Origin of the sequence: Alteromonas naphthalenivorans, assembly GCF_000213655.1 — a bacterium.
GTDB classification, from domain to species: Bacteria; Pseudomonadota; Gammaproteobacteria; order Enterobacterales; family Alteromonadaceae; genus Alteromonas; species Alteromonas naphthalenivorans.
In genome coordinates this window covers 447,061-468,041 of record NC_015554.1, presented here as the reverse complement: position 1 = coordinate 468,041, position 20,981 = coordinate 447,061, and the positions used below count along the sequence as shown (strand labels likewise).

The 20,981-nt window shown below is 43.6% G+C and carries 21 protein-coding genes; 11 read left to right on the top strand and 10 right to left on the bottom strand.

Annotation, left to right across the window (positions count from 1 at the left end; translation table 11 throughout):
- The first annotated feature begins 576 nt into the window (after nucleotides 1-576).
- Nucleotides 577-858, top strand: a complete 282-nt coding sequence (locus AMBT_RS01980) for a tRNA-binding protein (RefSeq protein ID WP_049791738.1) — start codon at nucleotides 577-579, stop codon at nucleotides 856-858.
- 75 nt (nucleotides 859-933) lie between these two features.
- On the opposite strand, the gene AMBT_RS01975 is transcribed toward AMBT_RS01980, so the two are convergent.
- Both AMBT_RS01975 and yaaA read right to left on the bottom strand, forming a co-directional pair.
- Nucleotides 934-1,572, bottom strand: a complete 639-nt coding sequence (locus AMBT_RS01975) for a glutathione S-transferase family protein (protein WP_013782894.1) — start codon at nucleotides 1,570-1,572, stop codon at nucleotides 934-936.
- A 75-nt stretch (nucleotides 1,573-1,647) separates the two neighbouring features.
- The gene (gene yaaA, locus AMBT_RS01970) at nucleotides 1,648-2,424 is read right to left on the bottom strand and encodes a peroxide stress protein YaaA (protein ID WP_013782893.1); all 777 of its coding nucleotides are present in this window, start codon (nucleotides 2,422-2,424) and stop codon (nucleotides 1,648-1,650) included.
- Between the two features lie 288 nt (nucleotides 2,425-2,712).
- Between yaaA and tal the strand changes: the two genes are divergently transcribed.
- From tal to AMBT_RS22080, 3 genes are all read left to right on the top strand, one after another.
- Nucleotides 2,713-3,672 carry a transaldolase gene (gene tal, locus AMBT_RS01965; RefSeq protein ID WP_013782892.1) on the top strand — a complete coding sequence of 320 codons (960 nt, stop codon included), beginning with the start codon at nucleotides 2,713-2,715 and terminating at the stop codon, nucleotides 3,670-3,672.
- A gap of 18 nt (nucleotides 3,673-3,690) precedes the next feature.
- Nucleotides 3,691-5,340, top strand: coding sequence for a glucose-6-phosphate isomerase (pgi, locus tag AMBT_RS01960; RefSeq protein ID WP_013782891.1), 1,650 nt, complete (start codon nucleotides 3,691-3,693; stop codon nucleotides 5,338-5,340).
- Between the two features lie 307 nt (nucleotides 5,341-5,647).
- Entirely contained in the window at nucleotides 5,648-5,824 is a 177-nt protein-coding gene (locus AMBT_RS22080; RefSeq protein WP_013782890.1) for a DUF3545 family protein, read from the top strand.
- Between the two features lie 146 nt (nucleotides 5,825-5,970).
- On the opposite strand, the gene ung is transcribed toward AMBT_RS22080, so the two are convergent.
- The 5 genes from ung to AMBT_RS01935 all read right to left on the bottom strand — a co-directional run bounded on the left by ung (nucleotide 5,971) and on the right by AMBT_RS01935 (nucleotide 12,656).
- A complete protein-coding gene (ung, locus tag AMBT_RS01955; RefSeq protein WP_013782889.1) occupies nucleotides 5,971-6,630 on the bottom strand; it encodes a uracil-DNA glycosylase in 660 nt (219 codons plus the stop codon).
- Complete coding sequence (gene thrC, locus AMBT_RS01950) at nucleotides 6,627-7,913, bottom strand: threonine synthase (RefSeq protein WP_013782888.1); 1,287 nt, start codon at nucleotides 7,911-7,913, stop codon at nucleotides 6,627-6,629. The genes ung and thrC overlap by 4 nt, the downstream gene beginning before the upstream one ends.
- A gap of 56 nt (nucleotides 7,914-7,969) precedes the next feature.
- Nucleotides 7,970-8,923 carry a homoserine kinase gene (thrB, locus tag AMBT_RS01945; RefSeq protein ID WP_013782887.1) on the bottom strand — a complete coding sequence of 318 codons (954 nt, stop codon included), beginning with the start codon at nucleotides 8,921-8,923 and terminating at the stop codon, nucleotides 7,970-7,972.
- A gap of 62 nt (nucleotides 8,924-8,985) precedes the next feature.
- Nucleotides 8,986-11,451: a bifunctional aspartate kinase/homoserine dehydrogenase I gene (gene thrA / locus AMBT_RS01940; RefSeq protein WP_013782886.1), complete on the bottom strand. Its 2,466-nt coding sequence runs from the start codon at nucleotides 11,449-11,451 to the stop codon at nucleotides 8,986-8,988.
- Between the two features lie 329 nt (nucleotides 11,452-11,780).
- Entirely contained in the window at nucleotides 11,781-12,656 is an 876-nt protein-coding gene (locus AMBT_RS01935; protein WP_013782885.1) for a LysR substrate-binding domain-containing protein, read from the bottom strand.
- A gap of 236 nt (nucleotides 12,657-12,892) precedes the next feature.
- On the opposite strand from AMBT_RS01935, the gene AMBT_RS01930 reads away from it, so the two are divergent.
- Nucleotides 12,893-14,041 carry an S-(hydroxymethyl)glutathione dehydrogenase/class III alcohol dehydrogenase gene (locus tag AMBT_RS01930; protein WP_013782884.1) on the top strand — a complete coding sequence of 383 codons (1,149 nt, stop codon included), beginning with the start codon at nucleotides 12,893-12,895 and terminating at the stop codon, nucleotides 14,039-14,041.
- 70 nt (nucleotides 14,042-14,111) lie between these two features.
- On the opposite strand, the gene AMBT_RS01925 is transcribed toward AMBT_RS01930, so the two are convergent.
- Nucleotides 14,112-14,756: a response regulator transcription factor gene (locus AMBT_RS01925; RefSeq protein ID WP_013782883.1), complete on the bottom strand. Its 645-nt coding sequence runs from the start codon at nucleotides 14,754-14,756 to the stop codon at nucleotides 14,112-14,114.
- Nucleotides 14,753-15,892, bottom strand: coding sequence for a sensor histidine kinase (locus AMBT_RS01920; protein ID WP_013782882.1), 1,140 nt, complete (start codon nucleotides 15,890-15,892; stop codon nucleotides 14,753-14,755). The genes AMBT_RS01925 and AMBT_RS01920 overlap by 4 nt, the downstream gene beginning before the upstream one ends.
- A 131-nt stretch (nucleotides 15,893-16,023) precedes the next feature.
- Here AMBT_RS01920 and AMBT_RS01915 point away from each other — a divergent pair, with 131 nt between their 5' ends.
- From AMBT_RS01915 to arsB, 6 genes are all read left to right on the top strand, one after another.
- Nucleotides 16,024-16,770 (top strand): hypothetical protein, encoded by a 747-nt coding sequence (locus tag AMBT_RS01915; protein ID WP_013782881.1) that lies wholly within the window; start codon nucleotides 16,024-16,026, stop codon nucleotides 16,768-16,770.
- A 7-nt stretch (nucleotides 16,771-16,777) separates the two neighbouring features.
- A complete protein-coding gene (locus AMBT_RS01910) occupies nucleotides 16,778-17,503 on the top strand; it encodes a protein tyrosine phosphatase family protein (protein ID WP_013782880.1) in 726 nt (241 codons plus the stop codon).
- Between the two features lie 122 nt (nucleotides 17,504-17,625).
- On the top strand, nucleotides 17,626-17,979 hold the full coding sequence (locus AMBT_RS01905) for a metalloregulator ArsR/SmtB family transcription factor (protein ID WP_013782879.1): 354 nt from the start codon (nucleotides 17,626-17,628) through the stop codon (nucleotides 17,977-17,979).
- Between the two features lie 53 nt (nucleotides 17,980-18,032).
- Nucleotides 18,033-18,503: an arsenate reductase ArsC gene (locus AMBT_RS01900; RefSeq protein WP_013782878.1), complete on the top strand. Its 471-nt coding sequence runs from the start codon at nucleotides 18,033-18,035 to the stop codon at nucleotides 18,501-18,503.
- Nucleotides 18,503-19,222 (top strand): arsenical resistance protein ArsH, encoded by a 720-nt coding sequence (gene arsH / locus AMBT_RS01895; RefSeq protein ID WP_013782877.1) that lies wholly within the window; start codon nucleotides 18,503-18,505, stop codon nucleotides 19,220-19,222. Before AMBT_RS01900 ends, arsH begins: the two co-directional genes overlap by 1 nt.
- Before the next feature lie 63 nt (nucleotides 19,223-19,285).
- Nucleotides 19,286-20,299 carry an ACR3 family arsenite efflux transporter gene (gene arsB, locus AMBT_RS01890; protein WP_013782876.1) on the top strand — a complete coding sequence of 338 codons (1,014 nt, stop codon included), beginning with the start codon at nucleotides 19,286-19,288 and terminating at the stop codon, nucleotides 20,297-20,299.
- 127 nt (nucleotides 20,300-20,426) lie between these two features.
- Here the strand turns inward: arsB and AMBT_RS01885 are convergent, their stop codons facing one another.
- Nucleotides 20,427-20,813: a response regulator gene (locus AMBT_RS01885; RefSeq protein ID WP_013782875.1), complete on the bottom strand. Its 387-nt coding sequence runs from the start codon at nucleotides 20,811-20,813 to the stop codon at nucleotides 20,427-20,429.
- Between the last annotated feature and the right edge of the window lie 168 nt (nucleotides 20,814-20,981).

Genomic DNA, 20,981 nt, shown 5'->3' with positions numbered 1-20,981 from the left:
TAATTACAAAATACTTTCATTTCATTCATTAGGCTGCACAGGACAATTGCCTAATATGGGCTAGTGAAACGTAAAGGAAGGTTGAATAGCTAAAAAGTGTGGGTGTCCATTAGTGAGACTATTCATTAGGCTGCACAGGACAATTGCCTAATATGGGCTAGTGAAACGTAAAGGAAGGTTGAATAGCTAAAAAGTGTGGGTGTCCATTAGTGAGACTATTGATGAGACTCATGAGTGATACTCTTTTTGAGCCCTGCATTTGTGGCTGTCTGCTAAATAGAGGGTCTGCAAGATAGACGCTTGTTCATATTTAATAGGCTAAAGAAGTAGGTTCGTCTAGCCTTCAAATACGTGGGTGTCTATAAATTGCTATTGATGAGACTCATGAGTGATACTCTTTTTGAGCCCTGCATTTGTGGCTGTCTGCTAAATAGAGGGTCTGCAAGATAGACGCTTGTTCATATTTAATAGGCTAAAGAAGTAGGTTCGTCTAGCCTTCAAATACGTGGGTGTCTATAAATTGCTATACAGAACTATGGGTGTCCAAATTCAAAGAACAGGTACAATTATTAAAGAATTATTGAAACCAGCGAGTTTCCTGAGGCTCGCAAGCCAGCCTACAAACTACTTATTGATTTTTGTGAGGATATTGGAACGCTTAAATCCAGTGCTCAAATAACTGAACACTATCTAGCTGAAGAATTATTGGGAAAGCAAATTGTGGTTATAGTTAACTTTCCGCCCAAGCAAATAGGCCCCTTTACGTCAGAATGCTTGGTGACAGGTTTCTATCGTGAGGATGGTGTGGTGTTAGTCAGCCCCGACAAACCTGTGCCTAATGGCGCAAAACTGGGCTGACTATTTAACCCGTGGCTACATCGCTCTGCGTCCTTTCTCAAAACGAGCTATCAACACTAGCCTCATAAAGCAGGCTTAAGCATCCGCCTTAGCCAAATGCGCAACTTCATTGCGCCATGCTTTTTCATAGGCCGAGCGAGACAACACCCGTTCAGCATATGACTTTACATTGTCGAACTTTAGGTCTAGCTCACTGCCTTTTGCCCATGACAACACTTGGGCTGTCACGATGTCGGCCATTGTGAACAAACTGCCGCACACATACTCTTTGTCATTAAGAAGTAGCGAGAACGCTGTTAACGCTCGATCAAATTCCCACGCTGCTGTGTTTTGCATCTGGGGAATACGATGCTGCTCAGGTAAAGCAAAGGTATGCTTTGCTTTACTCCATAAGGGCTGCTCTAGTTCGCTAACGGCAAATATCATCATTTGCTCATACAACCCACGTTCAAATGTACCTGATGCAGGAATAAACTCTTCCATTGCATGCTTTTCTGCTAAGAAGGTCACTATGGCACCTGACTCAGAAAGGGCACCTTGTTCAGTGACTAATACAGGAATTTTAGTGGCCGGATTAAGTGTTTTAAATGCTGAGTTTAAGTGTTCACCGGCTTTTAAATTCACCACCTTGTACTCGTAAGGTAAGCCAATTTCTTCTAAAGCCCATGCCACCCTTACCGACCGCGTTTTCGGGTATCCATAAAGTGTATACATTGCGTGCTCCGCGTTTAAAATACTTCAATTTAACAGCATAAAGCCATATTGAAGCCAAAACGCGGTGCAAACAGCTTATGCGTCTTGGCGTCGTAAAAAGACTAATTCAGTGGCTGTACTTTGTGACTCGCTATAAACATAACCTTCACTGTCGAAAGCTTGTAACCCTTCAACATCACTTACTTCGTTTTCAATAATATATCTTGCCATTAATCCACGAGCTTTTTTGGCAAAAAAGCTGATAATTTTATATTGATCGTTTTTATAGTCTTTAAAGACAGGTGTAATCACCATACCTTCAAGTTCTTTTTTCTTAACGGCCTTAAAGTATTCATTAGAAGCAAGGTTCACCAAAACGTTATCACCCTGCGCTTGCATGGCGTCGTTTAAAACCTGAGTAATACGACTCCCCCAAAATGCATACAAGTCTTTACCTTCCGGATTCGCTAACTTGGTGCCCATTTCTAAACGGTACGCTTGCATTAAATCCAACGGACGTAACAGCCCGTAAAGGCCAGACAAAATCCGCAAGTGGTCTTGGGCATAACTAACGGCTTTATTGCTTAGTGTATTAGCGTCTAGCCCTGTGTATACATCACCATTGAATGCGTACATGGCTTGACGCGCATTATCAGCAGTGAAAGGGGTAGAAAACTCAGCAAATCGATTAGCATTAAGTGTGGCTAACTTGTCACTAATTTTCATTAACGAAGAAAGGTCGGCTGGCGAAAGGGTACGGCACACTTCCATCAAACGCTCAGTGTCTTGAAGCATGGTAGGCTGCGTGAAATCATCCACCTTAATGGGGGTTTCAAAATCTAGGTTTTTCGCTGGGGATACTACAACTAACATCTTCGACTCCTTATCTTTTTCAGGCTTTATTATACCACTGTGAAAAAGTTGAGGTTGAATTTAGCATTAAAAACCTATAAATCAACGTAACAGAGAAATCCGATTAGCCAGTATTTACCGTGTCTGCGCTATAAATTGTCACACGGGTTTGGTATAACTATACCCAAATACGCAAACGTTTGAACCTATCAAACAATTACGCCCTACATACGCAAAAGCGAACCGCTTTACACGACTTGCCTTTCCGGCAATTCGTCCGAGTTTTTTAATTTAAGATTAGAGAGAATTATGAGCAACCAGCTAGCTTCGTTACGTGAGATCACCACGGTCGTTGCCGACACCGGCGATATCGACGCAATCAAAAAATACCAGCCAGTAGACGCAACAACAAACCCATCTTTGTTGTTAAAAGCCGCCAGCTTGCCTCAGTATGCCAGCCTAATCGACGACTCAGTAGCGTGGGCTAAACTACAATCATCTGATAGCGATCAACAACTTATCGACGCATCCGACAAACTTGCTGTTGCTATTGGTAAAGAGATTTCAGACTCTATCCCAGGTCGTATTTCTACGGAAGTAGATGCCCGTTTGTCTTTCGACAAAAATGCCACCGTAGAAAAAGCAGAGCGTCTTGTTCAACTTTATCAAGATGCCGGCATCGATAAGTCACGTATTCTAATTAAAATGGCATCAACGTGGGAAGGCATTCAGGCTGCTGAAATACTTGAGAAAAAAGGTATTCAGTGCAACCTAACCTTATTATTTAGCTTTGCCCAAGCGCGCGCTTGTGCTGAAGCTGGCGCATATCTTATTTCACCGTTTGTAGGCCGTATTCTAGATTGGTACAAAAAATCGACGGGTAAAACTGAATATGCTGCCGATGAAGATCCAGGTGTGGTGTCGGTTACCAGTATTTACAACTACTACAAAGAACATGGTTACAACACGGTAGTCATGGGCGCAAGCTTCCGCAACATTGGTGAAATCCAATCGCTAGCGGGCTGCGATCGCCTAACTATAAGCCCTGCTTTATTAGAAGAGCTTGCCAATGAACCGGGCGAACTTACTGTTAAGCTTAAAGATAATGGCGCTACAAAAACCCCTGGCGATCGTTTGACCGAGTCTGAATTCCGCTGGGAAATGAACCAAGATGCCATGGCAACAGAAAAGCTTTCTGAAGGTATCCGCAACTTCGCAGCAGACCAAGACAAGCTTGAAGTAATGCTTCGTGAAAAGTTAAGTGCGTAAACCATAGGGAATTAGTAAATGAGTACACTAACATCATTGCCACAATGGCAAGCACTTAATCAAATTGCAGCTTCAATGAAAGATGCACACATGCGTGATTGGTTTAAGGCTGATCCTAAGCGTGCTGAAAAAATGCAGTTAGAAGCGTGCGGCATTTTTCTTGATTACTCTAAGAACCGCGTAAACGAACACGCGTTAGGTGCACTTTTCGATTTAGCCCGTGCATGTAAGTTAGATGACGCCCGCGACGCCATGTTTAACGGTGAGCAAATCAACAGCACTGAAGGTCGTGCGGTTCTTCATACCGCGTTACGTAACTTCTCTGATTCACCTGTAATGGTTGATGGCGAAGACGTCATGCCCGAAGTACGTGCCACCCTTGATAAAATTCGCGACTTCACTGCATTAGTTCACAGTGGCGAACATAAAGGCTACACAGGCAAATCTGTGAAGCATATTGTTGCGATTGGTATTGGCGGTTCTTTCCTTGGCCCTAAAATTATGACCGAAGCCCTAAAACCTCATACGGTTGAGACGGTTAAGGTTCATTTTGTGGCTAACGTTGACGGCTGCCATATTCATGATGTGTTAACCAAACTCGATCATGAAGAAACCCTTGTCGTCATGTCTTCTAAGTCATTCACTACCCAAGAAACATTGCAAAACACCCTTTCTGCCAAAGCTTGGTTTTTGAAGTCGGGCGGCACACAAGAAGATATCGCGAAGCACTTTGTTGCCGTGTCTTCAAATGTAAAAGCGGCCACTGAATTCGGAATAGCAGAAGATAACATTTTCCCTATGTGGGATTGGGTTGGTGGCCGTTATTCTTTATGGTCAGCAATTGGGTTACCTATTTCTTTAGCGTTAGGTTTTGAAAACTTTAAAGGTTTACTTGAAGGCGCGTTCGACATGGACACGCACTTTAAAACAGCACCGTTAGAACAAAACCTACCTGTTTTACTTGGCCTATTAGGCGTGTGGTATCGCAATTTCTTCGATGCACAGTCTCAGGTGCTACTACCATATTATCACTACCTTCGCGGCTTACCTGCTTATGTACAGCAACTTGATATGGAAAGTAATGGTAAACAAGTCACTCAAGGCGGTGAAGCGGTAGATTACGCCACAGGCCCTATTATTTGGGGTAGTGAAGGTACTAACGGCCAGCACAGCTTCCATCAGCTTATTCACCAAGGCTCAGGGGTTATTCCAGCTGACTTTATGTTGCCGTTGAATGTACCTAACCAAGATGACACACATCATGCGATGTTAGCATCTAACTGCTTTGGCCAAGCGCAAGCGCTTATGCAAGGCAAAACCTTTGATGAATGTTATGCCGACCTAGAAGGCAAAGGCTTAGACGAAGCGGAACGTACGCGTTTGGCGGCCCACAAGACGATGCCGGGTAACAAGCCTAGTAACACCTTAATGTTTGATAGCCTTACGCCTAAGACACTTGGCGCACTAGTTGCAATGTATGAGCATAAGGTATTCGTTCAGGGTGTTATCTGGAACCTTAACTCATTCGACCAATGGGGCGTAGAGTTAGGAAAAGTACTGGGCAACCAAGTACTAGCAGGCATTCAGGGAAATGCAGAAGAAGAAAGTTTTGACGCATCTACCCAACAATTGATTGCCCGTTTCAGAGCAGCGAATGCACCAAAATAAGGAAGTCCGAGTGATGTAATCACTCAAATTTGGTGCAAATAATAACTGAACGGCCGGCTTACCCCCGGCCGTTTTTATTGGCAGAAAATAAGAACGTACAAGCTAACTTGCTGCTAAGTATGTAACCTGCTAACTGTTTTGCTAAACACACTGACGATATCTACCTGTGTCATCATACTGTCACAATTTGTTAATAAAAAGTAAATTTACTTGTTTTATTTTAATTGTGGCTGTGATACAAAATTATACAGAGGGAATAAATACCAAACTCTGTATTGTTGTAGTGGTAATAAAAAGGAGAATCCCAGTGGACAAATCAGACTTATTTGCCATGTTAGATATTGAAGCAAGCCCAGCGAAAACAAAAAGTAAAAAACGCAAGTGGAGAGAGATTGAAGCGCTTCAAGATCGCTTCAAACTGGAAAAGGAGCTCTCTGAACTCGATTGTGGTTTCGAATACGAGTTAGAAACACTGGAAAGATAATATAAAGGCCGCCTGTTAATAACAGGCGGCCTTTTTACTTTCTGGCTTCTTACTTTCAAAGCGGCATTCAAAGTTGCGAAAGAACGACGCCTAACGTTTGCCTTTTGTTAACCGCGATCCTTTCAATAGGCTACAACTGCCAGAAACTATACCTGCCAAAGAATGGGTGAAAGTCCTTTGCTTGCTAGGTAGGCATTGGTGTCGCTAAAGTGGTGACAGCCAAAGAAGCCTCGGTAGGCTGATAACGGTGACGGATGTGGCGCATGTAGCACACAGTGCTTAGTGCGTTTGATATGCTTGCCTTTCTTTTGTGCATGACTGCCCCACAATAAAAACACCACGTTTTCTGCGTGCGTGTTAATTGCCTCTATTAGCGCATCAGTATAAGTTTCCCATCCCCACTTGGCATGACTATTCGCCTTGCCCTGCTCTACCGTTAACACGGTATTAAGCAGCAGTACACCTTGTTCGGCCCAAGAGGTAAGCGTGCCGTGGTTCGGAATGGAAAAGTCGGTAATATCATTGGCTAATTCTTTATAAATATTAACCAGCGAGGGAGGTGTTTTAATGTTTGGCAATACCGAGAAGCATAAGCCATGAGCTTGATGTGGGCCGTGATAAGGATCTTGCCCCAATATCACCACCTTTACTTTTTCTAGCGGTGTCATCGTCAGGGCGTTAAATACATCTTCTGAAGGCGGGTAAATGACTTTACCCGCTTCACGTTCAGATTCTACTTTTTGCATTAGGGCTTTGAAGTAAGGCTTATCTTCTTCACTGCCCAATGCTTGTGCCCATGTGGTCACGCTTTTAGTAAATCCAACATGTGCTGTTTAAGCGCATCGTAAGATGCAGGCAAATCAACAGCAAGGCTGTCTTCACCGGCTACATCAGCTAACGGCTTAGGCAAGCTAATAGGCGTGCCCAGCACGTTTTCTACCGTTTCGCGGAATTTCGCAGGATGCGCAGTACCTAAGAATAGGCCAATTTCGCCGTCTTCTAAATCGTGGCTAACTGCACGGTAAGCAATAGCAGCATGAGGCTCACTGGTATAGCCTAATTGCGCTAATTGGCGCATAGCTAGCTGAGTGTACTCTTCATCTACCATTTCGCCTTTTAAGCAGCCTTTATCAACATAGCCCTGCTCGATTAAGGCTTCAATGCGCGGCCAGTTGTTAGGTTGGCTAACATCCATCGCGTTCGACATAGTAGCGACAGTCTTCTTCGGCGCCCACTCGCCAGTTTTTAAATAGCGTGGCACAGTATCATTAGCGTTAGTGGCAGCGATAAAGCGTTTAATTGGCAAGCCCATTGATTTTGCAATCATACCGGCGGTTAAGTTACCAAAGTTTCCACTTGGTACAGAGATAACTAGTTGATCACGCTTATCTTTAGGTAATTGGCTTACCGCTTCAAAGTAATAACATACTTGGGCTAGCAAGCGACTGATATTAATCGAGTTAGCCGAGTTAAGGTGTAAACCTTCACGGATGTCTGGGTCGTCGAATGATGCTTTTACTAAGGACTGACATTCATCAAAATCAGATTCAACAGCTACTGTATGGATATTGCCACCAAGAGTGGTGAACAGCTTTTCTTGCAGGGCGCTAATTTTGCCTTTAGGGAAAAGAATGACCACATTGATATTTTCAATACCGTGAAACGCATGCGCTACCGCAGCACCTGTATCACCAGAAGTGGCGGTAAGAATAGTGACTGGTTTACCTTCACTAATTCTTGATAGGGTTTGCGCCATGAAGCGACCACCAAAATCTTTAAACGCCAACGTTGGTCCGTGGAAAAGCTCCAAAGTATAAATATTGTCGCTTACCTGCTCTACCGGCGCGCCAAAAGCAAACGCGGTATTCACGATTTCTTCTAATTCGCCATTGTTAAGCTCATCACCAATAATGGCACGAAGTACCGCTATGCTGCGCGCCGCGAACGGCATTTCAAGCAGTTCATCAATATTATCTAGCTTTGGAATATGCGTCGGGAAATACAAACCTTGTTGCTTACCCAACCCTCTTTTAACTGCTTCGGCAAATGAGGCAGTGTCCTGTGCATCTTTTAAATTAACCAATTCCACGTTTTAATACCTTTTTTAGTTGTGCCGTAATTTTACTTAGCTGCTGTATCACTTATTTAAGCGATAGGGCCAACCGTGGTTCCCTGCTCAGGGATTTGGCACACATGGCTAAAGCCATCTTCATTTTGAATATAGTGTTCGTCTAAATAGGCAACGATACGCTGCGCTTTTTCTTTACTGTCACATACGGCGAATACGGTTGGGCCGGAACCCGAAATACCAAAGGCTAACGCGCCTTCTTGTTCACTGAAGGCTCTTGCTTCATCGAAACCCGGCAGTAACTGTTTACGATACGGTTCTGCAATTACATCTTTCATTACCGAGGCAGCAAGATCATTTTCACCTGCATTCAAGGCGTGTACAAACACCCCTAACTGGCGACCAAAAGTGAGCGCCGTGGCCATATCAACCTGCTTGGGTAATATGTCACGGGCGGCTGCCGTAGATACGCTAATGCCAGAATAACAAATAGCATAATACCAGTCTTTCACTAAAGGCAGCGACAAGGTTACAGGAGATGTTGCCCCAGTCATCAATGTCATGCCGCCAACATAACATGGCGCCACGTTGTCGTAGTGAATGCTACCGCTGATTTGCCCTTCTAGTTCACCCATCATGGTCAATAAAGTGTCTTCATCGAAGGGATAATCATAAAAAGCGTTTAATGCAACAAAAGCAGCAACAATAGAGCTTGCGCTCGACCCCAAACCGCTGCCTATTGGCAAATTTTTCGATAAAGTCATCGCCACTGGTGATGTCGCTTTTCCGACTTTCTCCATTTGCGCACAAAAGTAGTGATAGCATTGCGTCACAATATTGCTGTCTGCGTCGCCAGGCAATTTGTGTGCGAAAGGGCCAACCGTGGTTAACGAAAAGGTATCTGCACTTTCAATATCCACTTCGTCGCCCAAGCGCGAACCATCGACAGGGGCAAGTGCGGCACCTAGTACATCAAACCCTAAACTTACATTGCCAATAGATGCTGGCGCATATGCTCGTAATGCTTTCATAATACTTTTCTTTAATTACTCTTTAAACTTCAGCGGCTCTTTTGTTCTAGAAGAAGAGCCAGTTAGTGTGCCATTTGCTTCCATGGCATAGTACGTAGTATATCTGCAAATACACCCGCAGCCGTTACCGTACCACCCGCACCATAGCCTCGAATCACATAAGGGATGGGCTGATAATAGTCACTGTTAATAGCCAGTGCATTTTCGCCGTCTTTCACTTGCGATAATGGGTTAGATGCAGGTACTGCTTGAATGGTTACCTTACACTTGTCGCCTTCAATGCTGCCAATATAGCGAAGCACTTTTCCTTCGGCTTTAGCTGCATCTACACGCTTGGCAAATTCAGCATCAAGTTCAGGCAACTGTGTCATGAATTCTTCAATGGAACAGTCTTCAGCAAAACCAGCTGGTAGTACCGATTCTATTTCAATATCAGAAAGCTCAAGTTCTAAGTCTGCTTCACGGGCCATAATAAGAAGCTTACGGGCAACGTCCATTCCGCTTAAGTCATCACGAGGATCTGGCTCGGTATAGCCATTATCTTTCGCTGTACTTGTAGCTTGAGATAGCGACATTCCATCTTCTAACTTGCCAAATACGTAAGACAAACTGCCCGATAATATGCCTTCAAAACGGTGTAATACATCACCTGCACTGAATAGTTTTTGAAGGTTGTCGATTACCGGTAATCCCGCGCCTACCGTAGTTTCATATAGATACTGACGATTCGTAGATAATGCTGTTTTCTTCAACTTACGGTAATAGTCGAGTGAGCTGGTATTCGCTTTCTTATTCGGTGTCACTACGTGAAAACCGTTTTCCATCATGTCTACATATTGCTGAGCAATAGCATCGTGGCTAGTGCAATCAACAATGACCGGGTTTACCAAACTGTTCTCGTCCACAAACTGTTGTAAACGTTCAATGGAAAGCCCTTCACTGGCCGCATCTAATGCTGGCTTCCAGTCCTGGCTTAAATCTATGCCTTGACTGTTAAGTAACAACTTACGGCTATTCGCAATACCGTATACCCGCAGCTGTACATTACGATTAAGTAAAGCTGGCTGTTGTTTTGCAATTTGGCTTAAAAGCTCAGTACCCACGTTGCCGCACCCTACCAAAAATACATCAATGGTATGGCGGTCTGAGAAAAAATTCTGGTGGATAACCTTAACCGCTTTTTTCGCCCGCTTGTTTTCGATAACTGTTGAAATAGAACGTTCTGAAGACCCTTGCGCAATTGCCACGTTATTAACGCGAGCTTGCGCCAACGAGTTAAAGAAGCGTGCAGCCAAGCCTTTCGCATGACGCATACCGTCACCCACTAAGGTAACAATCGCTAAGTCATGGCGCACTTCGATAGGGTCTAACAATTGGTTTTGCAACTCTAGCGCAAAGGCATCTTCTAACAAGTTTAACGCGCGATCCGCGTCTTTACTTTGAATACAGAAGCTTATTGAGTATTCAGAAGAAGACTGAGTGATTAAGCTTATTGAAATATTCGCATTCGACATCACCTCAAACACACGGCTCGCCATGCCAACCATGCCTTTAAGACCAGGGCCTGCCACGTTGAACATAGTGACATTATCAAGTTGAGAGATACCTTTAACCGACGTCCACTTTTCGCTGGCTTCATTACTAATCAACGTACCAGGGGCCGCTGGGTTCAGCGTATTACGAATCAAACAAGGAATATGGTGCTGGGCAATAGGGCCGATAGTTTTCGGGTGAAGTACTTTTGCACCAAAGTATGAAAGCTCCATGGCTTCTTGATAAGTAAGCTTATCAAGCAATACCGCCCCTTCAACTTGATTCGGATCGGCATTGTAAACACCGTCTACGTCAGTCCAAATTTCACAACAACTCGCATCGATACAAGCTGCTAAGATAGCCGCTGAGTAGTCAGAACCATTGCGACCAAGCGTAACTTTTTCACCGGCCTCGTTCGCAGCAACAAATCCAGGCATGACCAATAACTCTCTACCATCGATAGGCACATCAGTAAAACGGGCTTTACTTAACGAAACATCAGCAATGCTGTCTAGGTACTCACCTTCTGCAAGAATGTAAGTCACCGGGTCGATAATACGATTTTTAACACCTTTAGCGCTTAATATGCCGCTAAATAGCGTTACCGAGATGTACTCGCCAATACTTAAAATCCCTGCGGCAATATTGTCAGGTGCAACACCTAATAGTTTAATACCATCGAGGTGTTGATTAAGTACACGCAGTTGCGCATGAATGAAGTCGGTAACATCGGCGTGTGCGAAGCCGCTGAGCTCTTCGTTTAGTGCATCAGCAATACCGGTCACGGTAGACGTCAATTTTTCAAATAGAGGGTGGAAATCTTCGCCAGCGGCTGCCTGCTCACATAAAAGTGACAATGCATTCGTTACCCCTTTAGGGGCAGAAAGTACCACTGCAGCGCCATCGGTTTGGTGGGTGGCCGTGCTAATGTCGTTCACGCGCAAGTAGCGCGGTGCGTCGGCAAGTGATGAGCCCCCAAACTTTAAGACTTTCATGTGCTGCTCCTATATCGGTTACGCCAGGTTACTGCTTTAAATCGGTTACGATGACGTGAGTAAAAAAAAGCCCGCTCTCTGTGAGGGCGGGCTTTCGTTGTCTTATGCTTACTTGCACTAGCCAGCGACCGCCCGTTTTAAGGTGGTAATCATAATGCTGGTGGTGCCAATAAGAAGAATCGTTTTCATAGGGTCAATTTGCCGTATAGACGTCTATCTGTCAACCGCAGTTTTCACCATACTGTATTGCAAAAAGTGAAACACAAAGTATTTCACGTTTCGATTTAAGCGATAATCAATTAAGCGATGCTAGATTCGGGTAGTAAGAACTATTCATCATCAACTAATTTCGCAGATAAAAAATCAACTAACAAGCGTATTTTTGGCACTAAATGCCGGTTCGATGGAAACAATGCCCATACCGCTTCTCGCTTGTCTCGATATGATGATAACACTTCAATTAACTTGCCTACTGCTAACGACTCACGTACATAAAATCCTGGCAGCTGTACTAAACCCAGCCCGGCCAATGCAGCATGATGTAGGGCATTACCACTGTTATACTTCACTCTTCCCTTCACTCGCACGGTTTGCGCTTGCCCTTCATGATTAAATCGCCAATGGGGCTGAGATCCTACTAAGCACTGATGTTCGCTGAGCATGTCGGTACGCTTAGGTTCAGGGAAGACATTTAAATATTCTGGGCTGGCGCACACATATAGCTGTCGGGTAGCCAGCTTTTTGGCCACCAAGGTAGAATCTTCTAAATTACCTATGCGTATGGCCAGGTCATAACCTTCATCAATAATATCCATGGTGTCGTTAGTAAAACGACACTCTACTTCTATACCTTCGTATTTTTTTAAAAATTGATTAATGAGCGGGGCGATAAAAGCTTCGCCAAAGGCGACCGGAGCGGTGAGTTTAATCAGCCCTTGGGGTACTTTTTGAAGTTGACTAGTATTGAGCTCAGCCTCTTCTAACGCTTTTAGTGCTGGTTGGCATTGCTCAAAGTAAATATGCCCTGCTTGAGTGAGTGACACACTTCGGGTGGTACGGTTGAATAACTTCACTCCCAAACGCTTTTCCACATTGGCGACTTTTCTACTTATTTGCGCGCCCGACGTATCTAATTTAGTAGCAGCCGCAGTAAAGCTGCCAGTACTGGCCACTGCGCAAAATTCTACTATACCTTCCCATGTCATCGTTTATACCTTTACAGATTCTCGTTTTTTAGCATGGCGCTATGGGGATAAACACTCACTAGAAGACGCCAGTTAACTTACAATTAAACACCAACAAATTATTACACTCAAGTAATAATGAATTACCAAATCTGTATTTATAAAGCCTCGCCTCAGGTCTATAATCTATTTCATTACGTAAGAAATTAAAGGTAACGACATCGTGTTGTTTACTTACACTTATTTAGGAGCATGCCATGACATTAGCATTGAAAGATGGTCAGACACATATTAAGTCCAAAGCAGCCGTTGCGTGGGCCGCTGGTGAACCGTTAAAGATGGAAGAGATTGATGTTGAACTTCCCAAAAAAGGCGAAGTACTAGTACGTATTGTTGCCAGCGGCGTGTGTCATACCGATGCGTTCACGCTTTCAGGTGATGATCCAGAAGGTGTGTTTCCTTCAATACTTGGCCACGAAGGTGGCGGTATTGTAGAAATGGTAGGTGAAGGGGTGACGTCTGTTGAAGTAGGCGACCATGTTATTCCTTTATACACAGCGGAATGCGGTGAATGTAAATTCTGTACGTCTGGCAAAACAAACTTATGCCAAGCGGTTCGTGAAACTCAAGGAAAAGGCTTAATGCCTGATGGCACCAGCCGCTTTTCGAAAGATGGTGAGCCAATTTACCATTACATGGGTTGCTCTACTTTTTCTGAATACACCGTATTGCCAGAAATTTCACTGGCTAAAGTGAACAAATCAGCGCCGCTTGAAGAAGTCTGCTTATTAGGCTGTGGCGTTACCACGGGTATGGGCGCTGTGCTTAATACTGCTAAGGTAAAAGAAGGCGATACCGTTGCTATATTTGGCTTAGGCGGCATTGGGCTTTCAGCTATTATTGGTGCACGTATGGCGGGCGCTAGTCGTATTATTGGTATTGATATTAACGAGAGTAAATTCGACCTTGCTACGCAACTTGGTGCTACAGACCTTGTTAACCCTAAAAATTTCGACAAACCTATTCAGGAAGTGATAGTTGAAATGACCGACGGCGGCGTAGATTACTCTTTTGAGTGTATCGGTAACGTGAATGTGATGCGTTCAGCACTCGAGTGCTGCCACAAAGGTTGGGGCGAATCAGTTATTATTGGTGTAGCGGGTGCTGGCCAGGAAATATCTACTCGTCCATTCCAGTTAGTAACTGGCAGAGTATGGCGTGGTTCTGCTTTTGGCGGTGTGAAAGGTCGCTCTGAACTACCGGGTATTGTTGAACGCTACCTAGATGGTGAATTTGGCTTACAAGAATTCATTACACACACAATGGGGCTTGATGGCATCAATGATGCGTTCGATTTAATGCATAAAGGCGAAAGTATTCGTTCTGTTGTGCACATGGATAAATAGCGCTTAGCTTCTAATAAACTGTGTTTAAGTGTTAAAAGGCCCGCATTAGCTAATGCAGGCCTTTTTATATTTATAACCACCCTAACTCTAGCGCTTTTAGCACGGCTCGTGTTCTATCTCTCACGCCCATTTTCGCCATAATGGCAGACACTTGATTCTTAACCGTACCGGTTGATTTAAACATAGCTTCAGATATTTCTTTATTACTGTAGCCAGCGGCCACTAAACGTAAGATCTCAATTTCCTTTGGGCTCAAGGTTTCTGGTTGTTCAAATGACTCGAAACTAACCTCTAACCCTTGCAACCCTTTTAGTACTTTTTCGGTAACACTGGGCTGAATAAGGGTTTCCCCATTAACGACGGATTTAATTGCGTCAATTAAGGTTTCAAGTGAGACATCTTTAAGCAAATACCCTTTCGCCCCCGACTGCATCGCTTGAGTAACCAGTTCATGATCGTCAAATGTGGTTAGCATAATAACGGGGGTATCAATGTTATGTTTTCGCATTGCACGCAAAGCATCAATACCCGTCATCTCGGGCATTCGAATATCCATCAATACAATATCTGCACTATTAGCATTAAGTGCATCAATAACATAAGCACCGTCATCACACTCGGCCACGACTTCTACACTATCATCCAATGCCAACAAGGAGCGTATCCCTTGTCGCACTAACATTTGATCTTCAACTAATACAACACGAATACTCATACTGGCTCCGGCAACAACACATGCGTAAAAAACCCATGTTTATTAAAACTAAATTTCACCGAACCACCTGCCTCTTCAATTCGCTCCGACATCCCCGTCAACCCATTACCTAACTGAATTGTTTTTGCCGTAGGCACTTGCTCATCTTGCAGCGTTAATGAATACCCTTTTTCGCTTTTATCTAAGGTGACTTGTAATTGCGCAGACTGCGTATGCTTAATGGTATTGGTTAAGCTTTCTTGTACGCAGCGAAGTAAGATATCTGCTGTCGTGACATCTTCAATGCTGACATTATCGGCAATAGATAATTGAAGGCTTGGGCGCGGTAAGTCTTTAAATAATGCCCTTACCGCTTGCTGCCAATCTAATGGGGCGTTTTCGCGAATATCAGAAACCGCTTCTCGCACATCAGATAGAAGCAACTTTGCTAAGCTGTGACACTGGTCTACGTGGGTCTTTACTTCATCTTCCCCAGCACCTTTGGCTTTATGTGAAGCCACCTGCAAGTGGATGGTAAGCGCGGTTAAGTGGTGCCCTAATACATCGTGTATATTTCTGGCAATGCGCAGCCTTTCGTCTTGTCGCCCAGCTTGGTGAATGAGTTGCTGGGCACTGGTTAACTGTCGATTTAGTGCTTCAGATTTCTCTCTGGCGGACTTTTCTTTAATAGCTACATTCGACATCATCATGGCAAATAAATTAAATGTCCAAAACAGTGCGGCCGTTAGCCATGCGTAGGGATCTTGCCAATAGAAGGTGTGTATCACCCCTAAAGGTAAAGCCGCTAATACTGAAACAGCCAAACATTTTCTCCACCCTAAGTAATAAGGTAGCAATGCCGACCATACCACTAAGTATATAGCGAGATAACTGTAAGGCAGTAAAAGCAAACTCCCTACTGCCAATAAGTACATTACAATTAATAGCGGAATACGCCAAGAAGGAAGCGACGTGTCCCGCCTAGTTACCACACTAAAGCACAGCGCTAGCCCAACTGCTGCGGCAACAATCAACCACGGTCTGTGGGATGAGACACCATATTGACTAAATGCGTAGTAAAGCGCAGAGCTACTCACAAACAGCCATGTTACTAAGGCGCTTGCTCGCTCTATATTCATAAAACTGAGTATTTTCATAAACCTATTATTAACTTAAGCGACGAAAAATACATAGGCCAAAAGTCACTTTTTATCTTGTGACCTTCGGCACTAATACTAAAAAGAAGATATCGGCAAACTGGCTACATCAAATATTTAAGGTGTAAGTCATGCAAAACATTCACAGCGCTATCGTTCTATTTCACATTATTTGTGGTGCAATTTCACTGCTACTTTTTTGGGGGCCATGTTTTACCAAAAAAGGCGGAAAACAACATAAAAAGGTAGGTAATGTTTACCTAGCCACAATGACGCTGACATCAGTCAGTGGTGTAGTTAGCTCATCATTAGTACTGCTTGCTCCCCTTCTCATCTTTCCGACGATGCCGGCGCACTTTGAATCTGTTGAGTATTTTCTTGCTTATCTTCAAGGCCAGTATATTTTCTTGCTCATGCTAAGCCTTCTGGTTTGGAACAATGTCAGGCACGCTAAAAGAGTTTTAGAGGTAAAAGTTAACCGAGGTGAGCTTCGGAAGGTTGAATATTTATGGTTACCTACTGCACTATTTGTTGTAGCCAGTATCGCGCTATACCAAGGCATAAAATACAACATCACGCTGACTCAAATTTTTGCGCCTATCGCACTATTTAACAGCTTTGGCATTGTGCGATATGCATTCAAAAAAGACATTGCTAAAGGAGCATGGGTCATTCAACACATCGGGCATATTATTGGCTCAGGCATTGGAGCCTATACTGCATTTTTCGCTTTCGGTGGTCGCAACCTATTTCAAAGCCTCCCCTTGCTTCAGATAGGAAGCTGGGTATTGCCAAGTTTAATCGGTGTCCCTTTTATCATTTGGCTAAGTAGGAAGTATTTTACGTTGTTTAATCCTAAAGCCAGAGTTAGCGCCTGAAGGTTTTTTGACCAAAATTACCATTGAATTTATTCTCGATTTGGCGCAGTCTGGGCTTAAACATGAATACTACCTGCTAGCGGTGATGGCTATGAGACGTAAAACAACAAGTTTCCTTTCTTCATTCTTGGTTGTAGCAATAGCACTTATAAATACAAGCTCATCAGTAGGTAGTACAGTAACTGTTACTAGCGATATTTCGAAGGAAAAGGGCATTATAGCCCCAGAAATATCACTCAATTCGCTTACCAACTATCAAGTTAATAACGACCGTATGGTTAGCTCAGGTTTGCCTTCTGCTGCGCATTTTCAATTATTGAAAGACGAAGGGATAGGTAGGGTTATAGATCTCATTCCCGGCGAGCGAGGGCAAGAACAGCTAATGGTTGAAGCACTATCGCTTGACTATCACAATATTCAAGTTGAATGGGAACACCCTACCCTCGCTAATTTCAAAGAGTATACGGGCTATATGGCTCAAGCAAATTCAGCCGATGATAAGGTGCTTACTCATTGTAAATTGAATTGGCGAGGTGCCGTATTTACCTATTTGTACCGCATTACCGCATTAGGTGAATCAGAGCTATCGGCTAAACAAGATTTACTGGCAATTTGGCAACCGAATCAAACCTGGTTTCAATTTATTAATTCCGTCATAGATGACTTTAACCAAACCCACAATGCTCAACTCGTTACCTCTGTAACGCCTCAGGTAGAGCCTCTTGAACAATAATTTCTAATTACATCTTGGTAGCGACATCATCAAGAGCATAGTAAGACTTCATTTGAGTTTGACATATACGAAAATTCATATACGATACCAACATATATGATTTAGCGTATTTGAGATAAATGATGACTGCAGCAACTTCTACTTCATGCGTTTCGCTTTCACCCCTTTCATTGTTTAAATGTTTAGCGGAAGAAACTCGGCTAAAAACACTGCTTATGCTTTGTGTTAAAGACGAACTTTGTGTGTGTGATTTAACCGACGCGCTCAATCTTAGCCAACCCAAAATATCCCGTCATCTGGCCGATTTACGTAAATGCGGGCTAGTGGCTGACGACCGACGTGGTAAATGGGTTTATTACCGCCTCAACCCAGCGCTTCCTGCATGGGCCAAAGAAGTGATTCATTTATCTGCCACAAACAACGCTGACTATATTAGCGATGCGCTAAACAACCTTAAATGTGACGCGGGCTGTTAAACGCCCTTCTTACTTTTTTCAAATATGTGACGTAAACCATCAGGATTTTTGTAATGAAAATATTGTATATCTGCACGCACAACCGTTGCCGTAGCATCCTTTGCGAAGCCATTACTAATGCTTCAAGCAATTCATCTTTAGAAGCGCGCAGTGCGGGAAGCCAGCCTGTGGGTGAAGTACATCCGTTGTCAGTAAAGTACCTTGCCGAGCGTGGCTATAGTACCGATGGGCTTAAAAGCCAGTCTTGGGACGACTTTGAAGACTACCAGCCTGACATCGTCATTACCGTGTGTGACTCAGCAGCGGGTGAAGCATGCCCAGTGTATTTTGGTAATTCTCTTAAGTTGCACTGGGGTCTTGAAGATCCTTCGAAATTAGAAGGTAGTGAAGAAGACAAAGCCCAAGCGTTCTACAACTCCATCGATATTATTGAAAGCCGCGTTGCCGTATTAAGTGATATTGCATCTCGTAACCTTGCTATCGAAGACGTTAAAAAGGCGCTTCAGGAAAAAGGGGCTCAGTAATGTCAGAAAAAACATCACCTTCTGATAACTTAGTGACAAGCGTTGCGCCTGCACCTACAGCAGACGACTTCGCAAAAACGTATTCTGAACACAAACCGCGCATATTGTTACTTTACGGCTCGTTAAGAGAGCGCTCTTACAGCCGTTTAGTCATTGAAGAAAGCGCACGCCTGCTTGAGTACTATGGTTGTGAAGCTAAGATTTTTGACCCTAGAGGGTTGCCACAACCAGACACGGAAGATGACACCCATCCAAAAGTAAAAGAGCTTCGCGAGATCATGATGTGGTCTGAAGGGCAAATTTGGTGCTCGCCTGAACGTCACGGCAGTATGACAGGCATTATTAAAAGTATTATCGACTGGGTACCATTAAGCATTGGCGCGGTGCGTCCAACTCAAGGGAAAACCTTAGCCGTAATGCAAGTCAGTGGTGGCTCTCAATCATTCAACGCAGTGAATCAAATGCGTGTGCTTGGTCGCTGGATGCGCATGCTGACCATACCTAACCAGTCTTCGGTGGCAAAAGCCTTTTTAGAATTTGAAGACGATGGCCGTATGAAGCCTTCTTCTTACTACAACCGCATCGTGGATGTGGTTGAAGAACTGGTGAAATTTACACTGCTGACCCGCGACAACAAAGATCATCTTGTTAATCGCTATTCTGAGCGCGTTGAAAGCGCAGAGGAATTGAGCAAGCGGGTCAACCAAAAAACGATTTAAACAATACTGTGAACAACAGATTGTAAGTTTTAAAGACATTAACGTCATTAAGGACACTGTCTCATGGGATTTTTCGAACGATACTTATCCGTATGGGTAGGACTTTGTATTATTGCAGGTGTAGCCGTCGGCAGTCTTTTTCCAGACTTCTTTGCGCTAGTAGCTAGCCTTGAATATGCTCACGTAAATTTGGTAATTGCTGTACTAATTTGGCTCATGATTTACCCAATGATGATTCAAATTGATTTTTCATCCATAAAAGATGTGGGTAAAAAGCCCAAAGGGCTGGTACTTACCTTAGTCGTGAACTGGTTGATAAAGCCTTTCACAATGGCGCTACTTGGCTGGTTATTCTTCAAAGGCATTTTTGCCGATTGGGTAGACCCACAAACGGCCACTGAATATATCGCGGGTATGATTTTACTAGGTGTAGCACCGTGTACTGCCATGGTATTTGTATGGAGCCACTTAACAAAAGGCGATGCAAACTACACCTTAGTTCAAGTCTCTATTAACGACTTGATAATGATTATCTTATTTGCCCCTATCACGGCTATGTTACTGGGTGTTACCGATATCACAGTACCCTGGAATACCTTGATCCTATCTGTAGTGCTCTATGTGGTATTGCCGCTCATCGCTGGTGTTATCACACGTAAGAAGATGGAAAAAAAGGGCGAGCAAGCGGTAACGGCAATTATTGAACGCTTTAAGCCATTTTCGGTACTTGGGCTGTTAATTACCATTGTATTGCTGTTTGGCTTTCAAGCAGAAACAATTTTAGCCCAGCCTCAAGACATCGTGCTTATCGCGATACCGCTTCTTATTCAAACCTACGGTATATTTGCGATAGCGTATTTTGCAGCGAAAAAAATGAAGCTACCACACAATGTTGCAGCACCTGCCTGCATGATTGGTACGTCTAACTTTTTCGAATTAGCCGTTGCAGTAGCCATATCCTTATTTGGCTTACATAGTGGTGCTGCCCTAGCAACCGTTGTTGGTGTGCTGGTTGAAGTACCAGTTATGTTATCGCTGGTATGGTTCGCGAATAGAACTCGCCACTGGTTTGACTAACATGAGCATTCATTAGCGCGACAAAAGTTAACACAAAACTAAAAGCAAAAAGGAGCTCATATGAGCTCCTTTTTTGGTATTTATAAGTGCATGAACACCCAATATCATTACCCGTGAAGATGTTTATTTAACACGCCATGGTTTCTGGCAGAATAAATCCGTAGCGCTTCAAGGTAGTTTCTAATGGCAGTCGTTTTAGCGGCTTTTCAATAAATGCCAGCGCGCCTAGTTCCATCACGCGGTTTTGCATCACCGGCTGAATATCACCTGAAATGACCACTACAAACACTTCTATTTTTCGGCGCTTTATTTCTTCAAGCACGCCTACCCCGTCGAGTATCGGCATGGTTAAATCTAGCAGCACTAAATCAATGCGATGATGCCCCATTATCTCAAGCGCATCCACACCATTAGATGCTTCATAAATTTCACTTGCTAATCCATCGGGCAAGTTACGGCGCGCCATCTTTCTTGCTAGCGCCGAATCATCACAAATCAGAATGTTAAAGCTCATGGTCAACTCTTAGTCATCTACAAGTACGTATATCGCCACAAGGAACTCAAAGCAATGCGTCTATTGTCGAAAACATGGATGAAGAAAGTAGGGATAAGACTATATTAAACGAAAGTATAAAAAAACACTTTTAGGTCAATTTTCCAGTAGCTTATCGTAAATATTTGT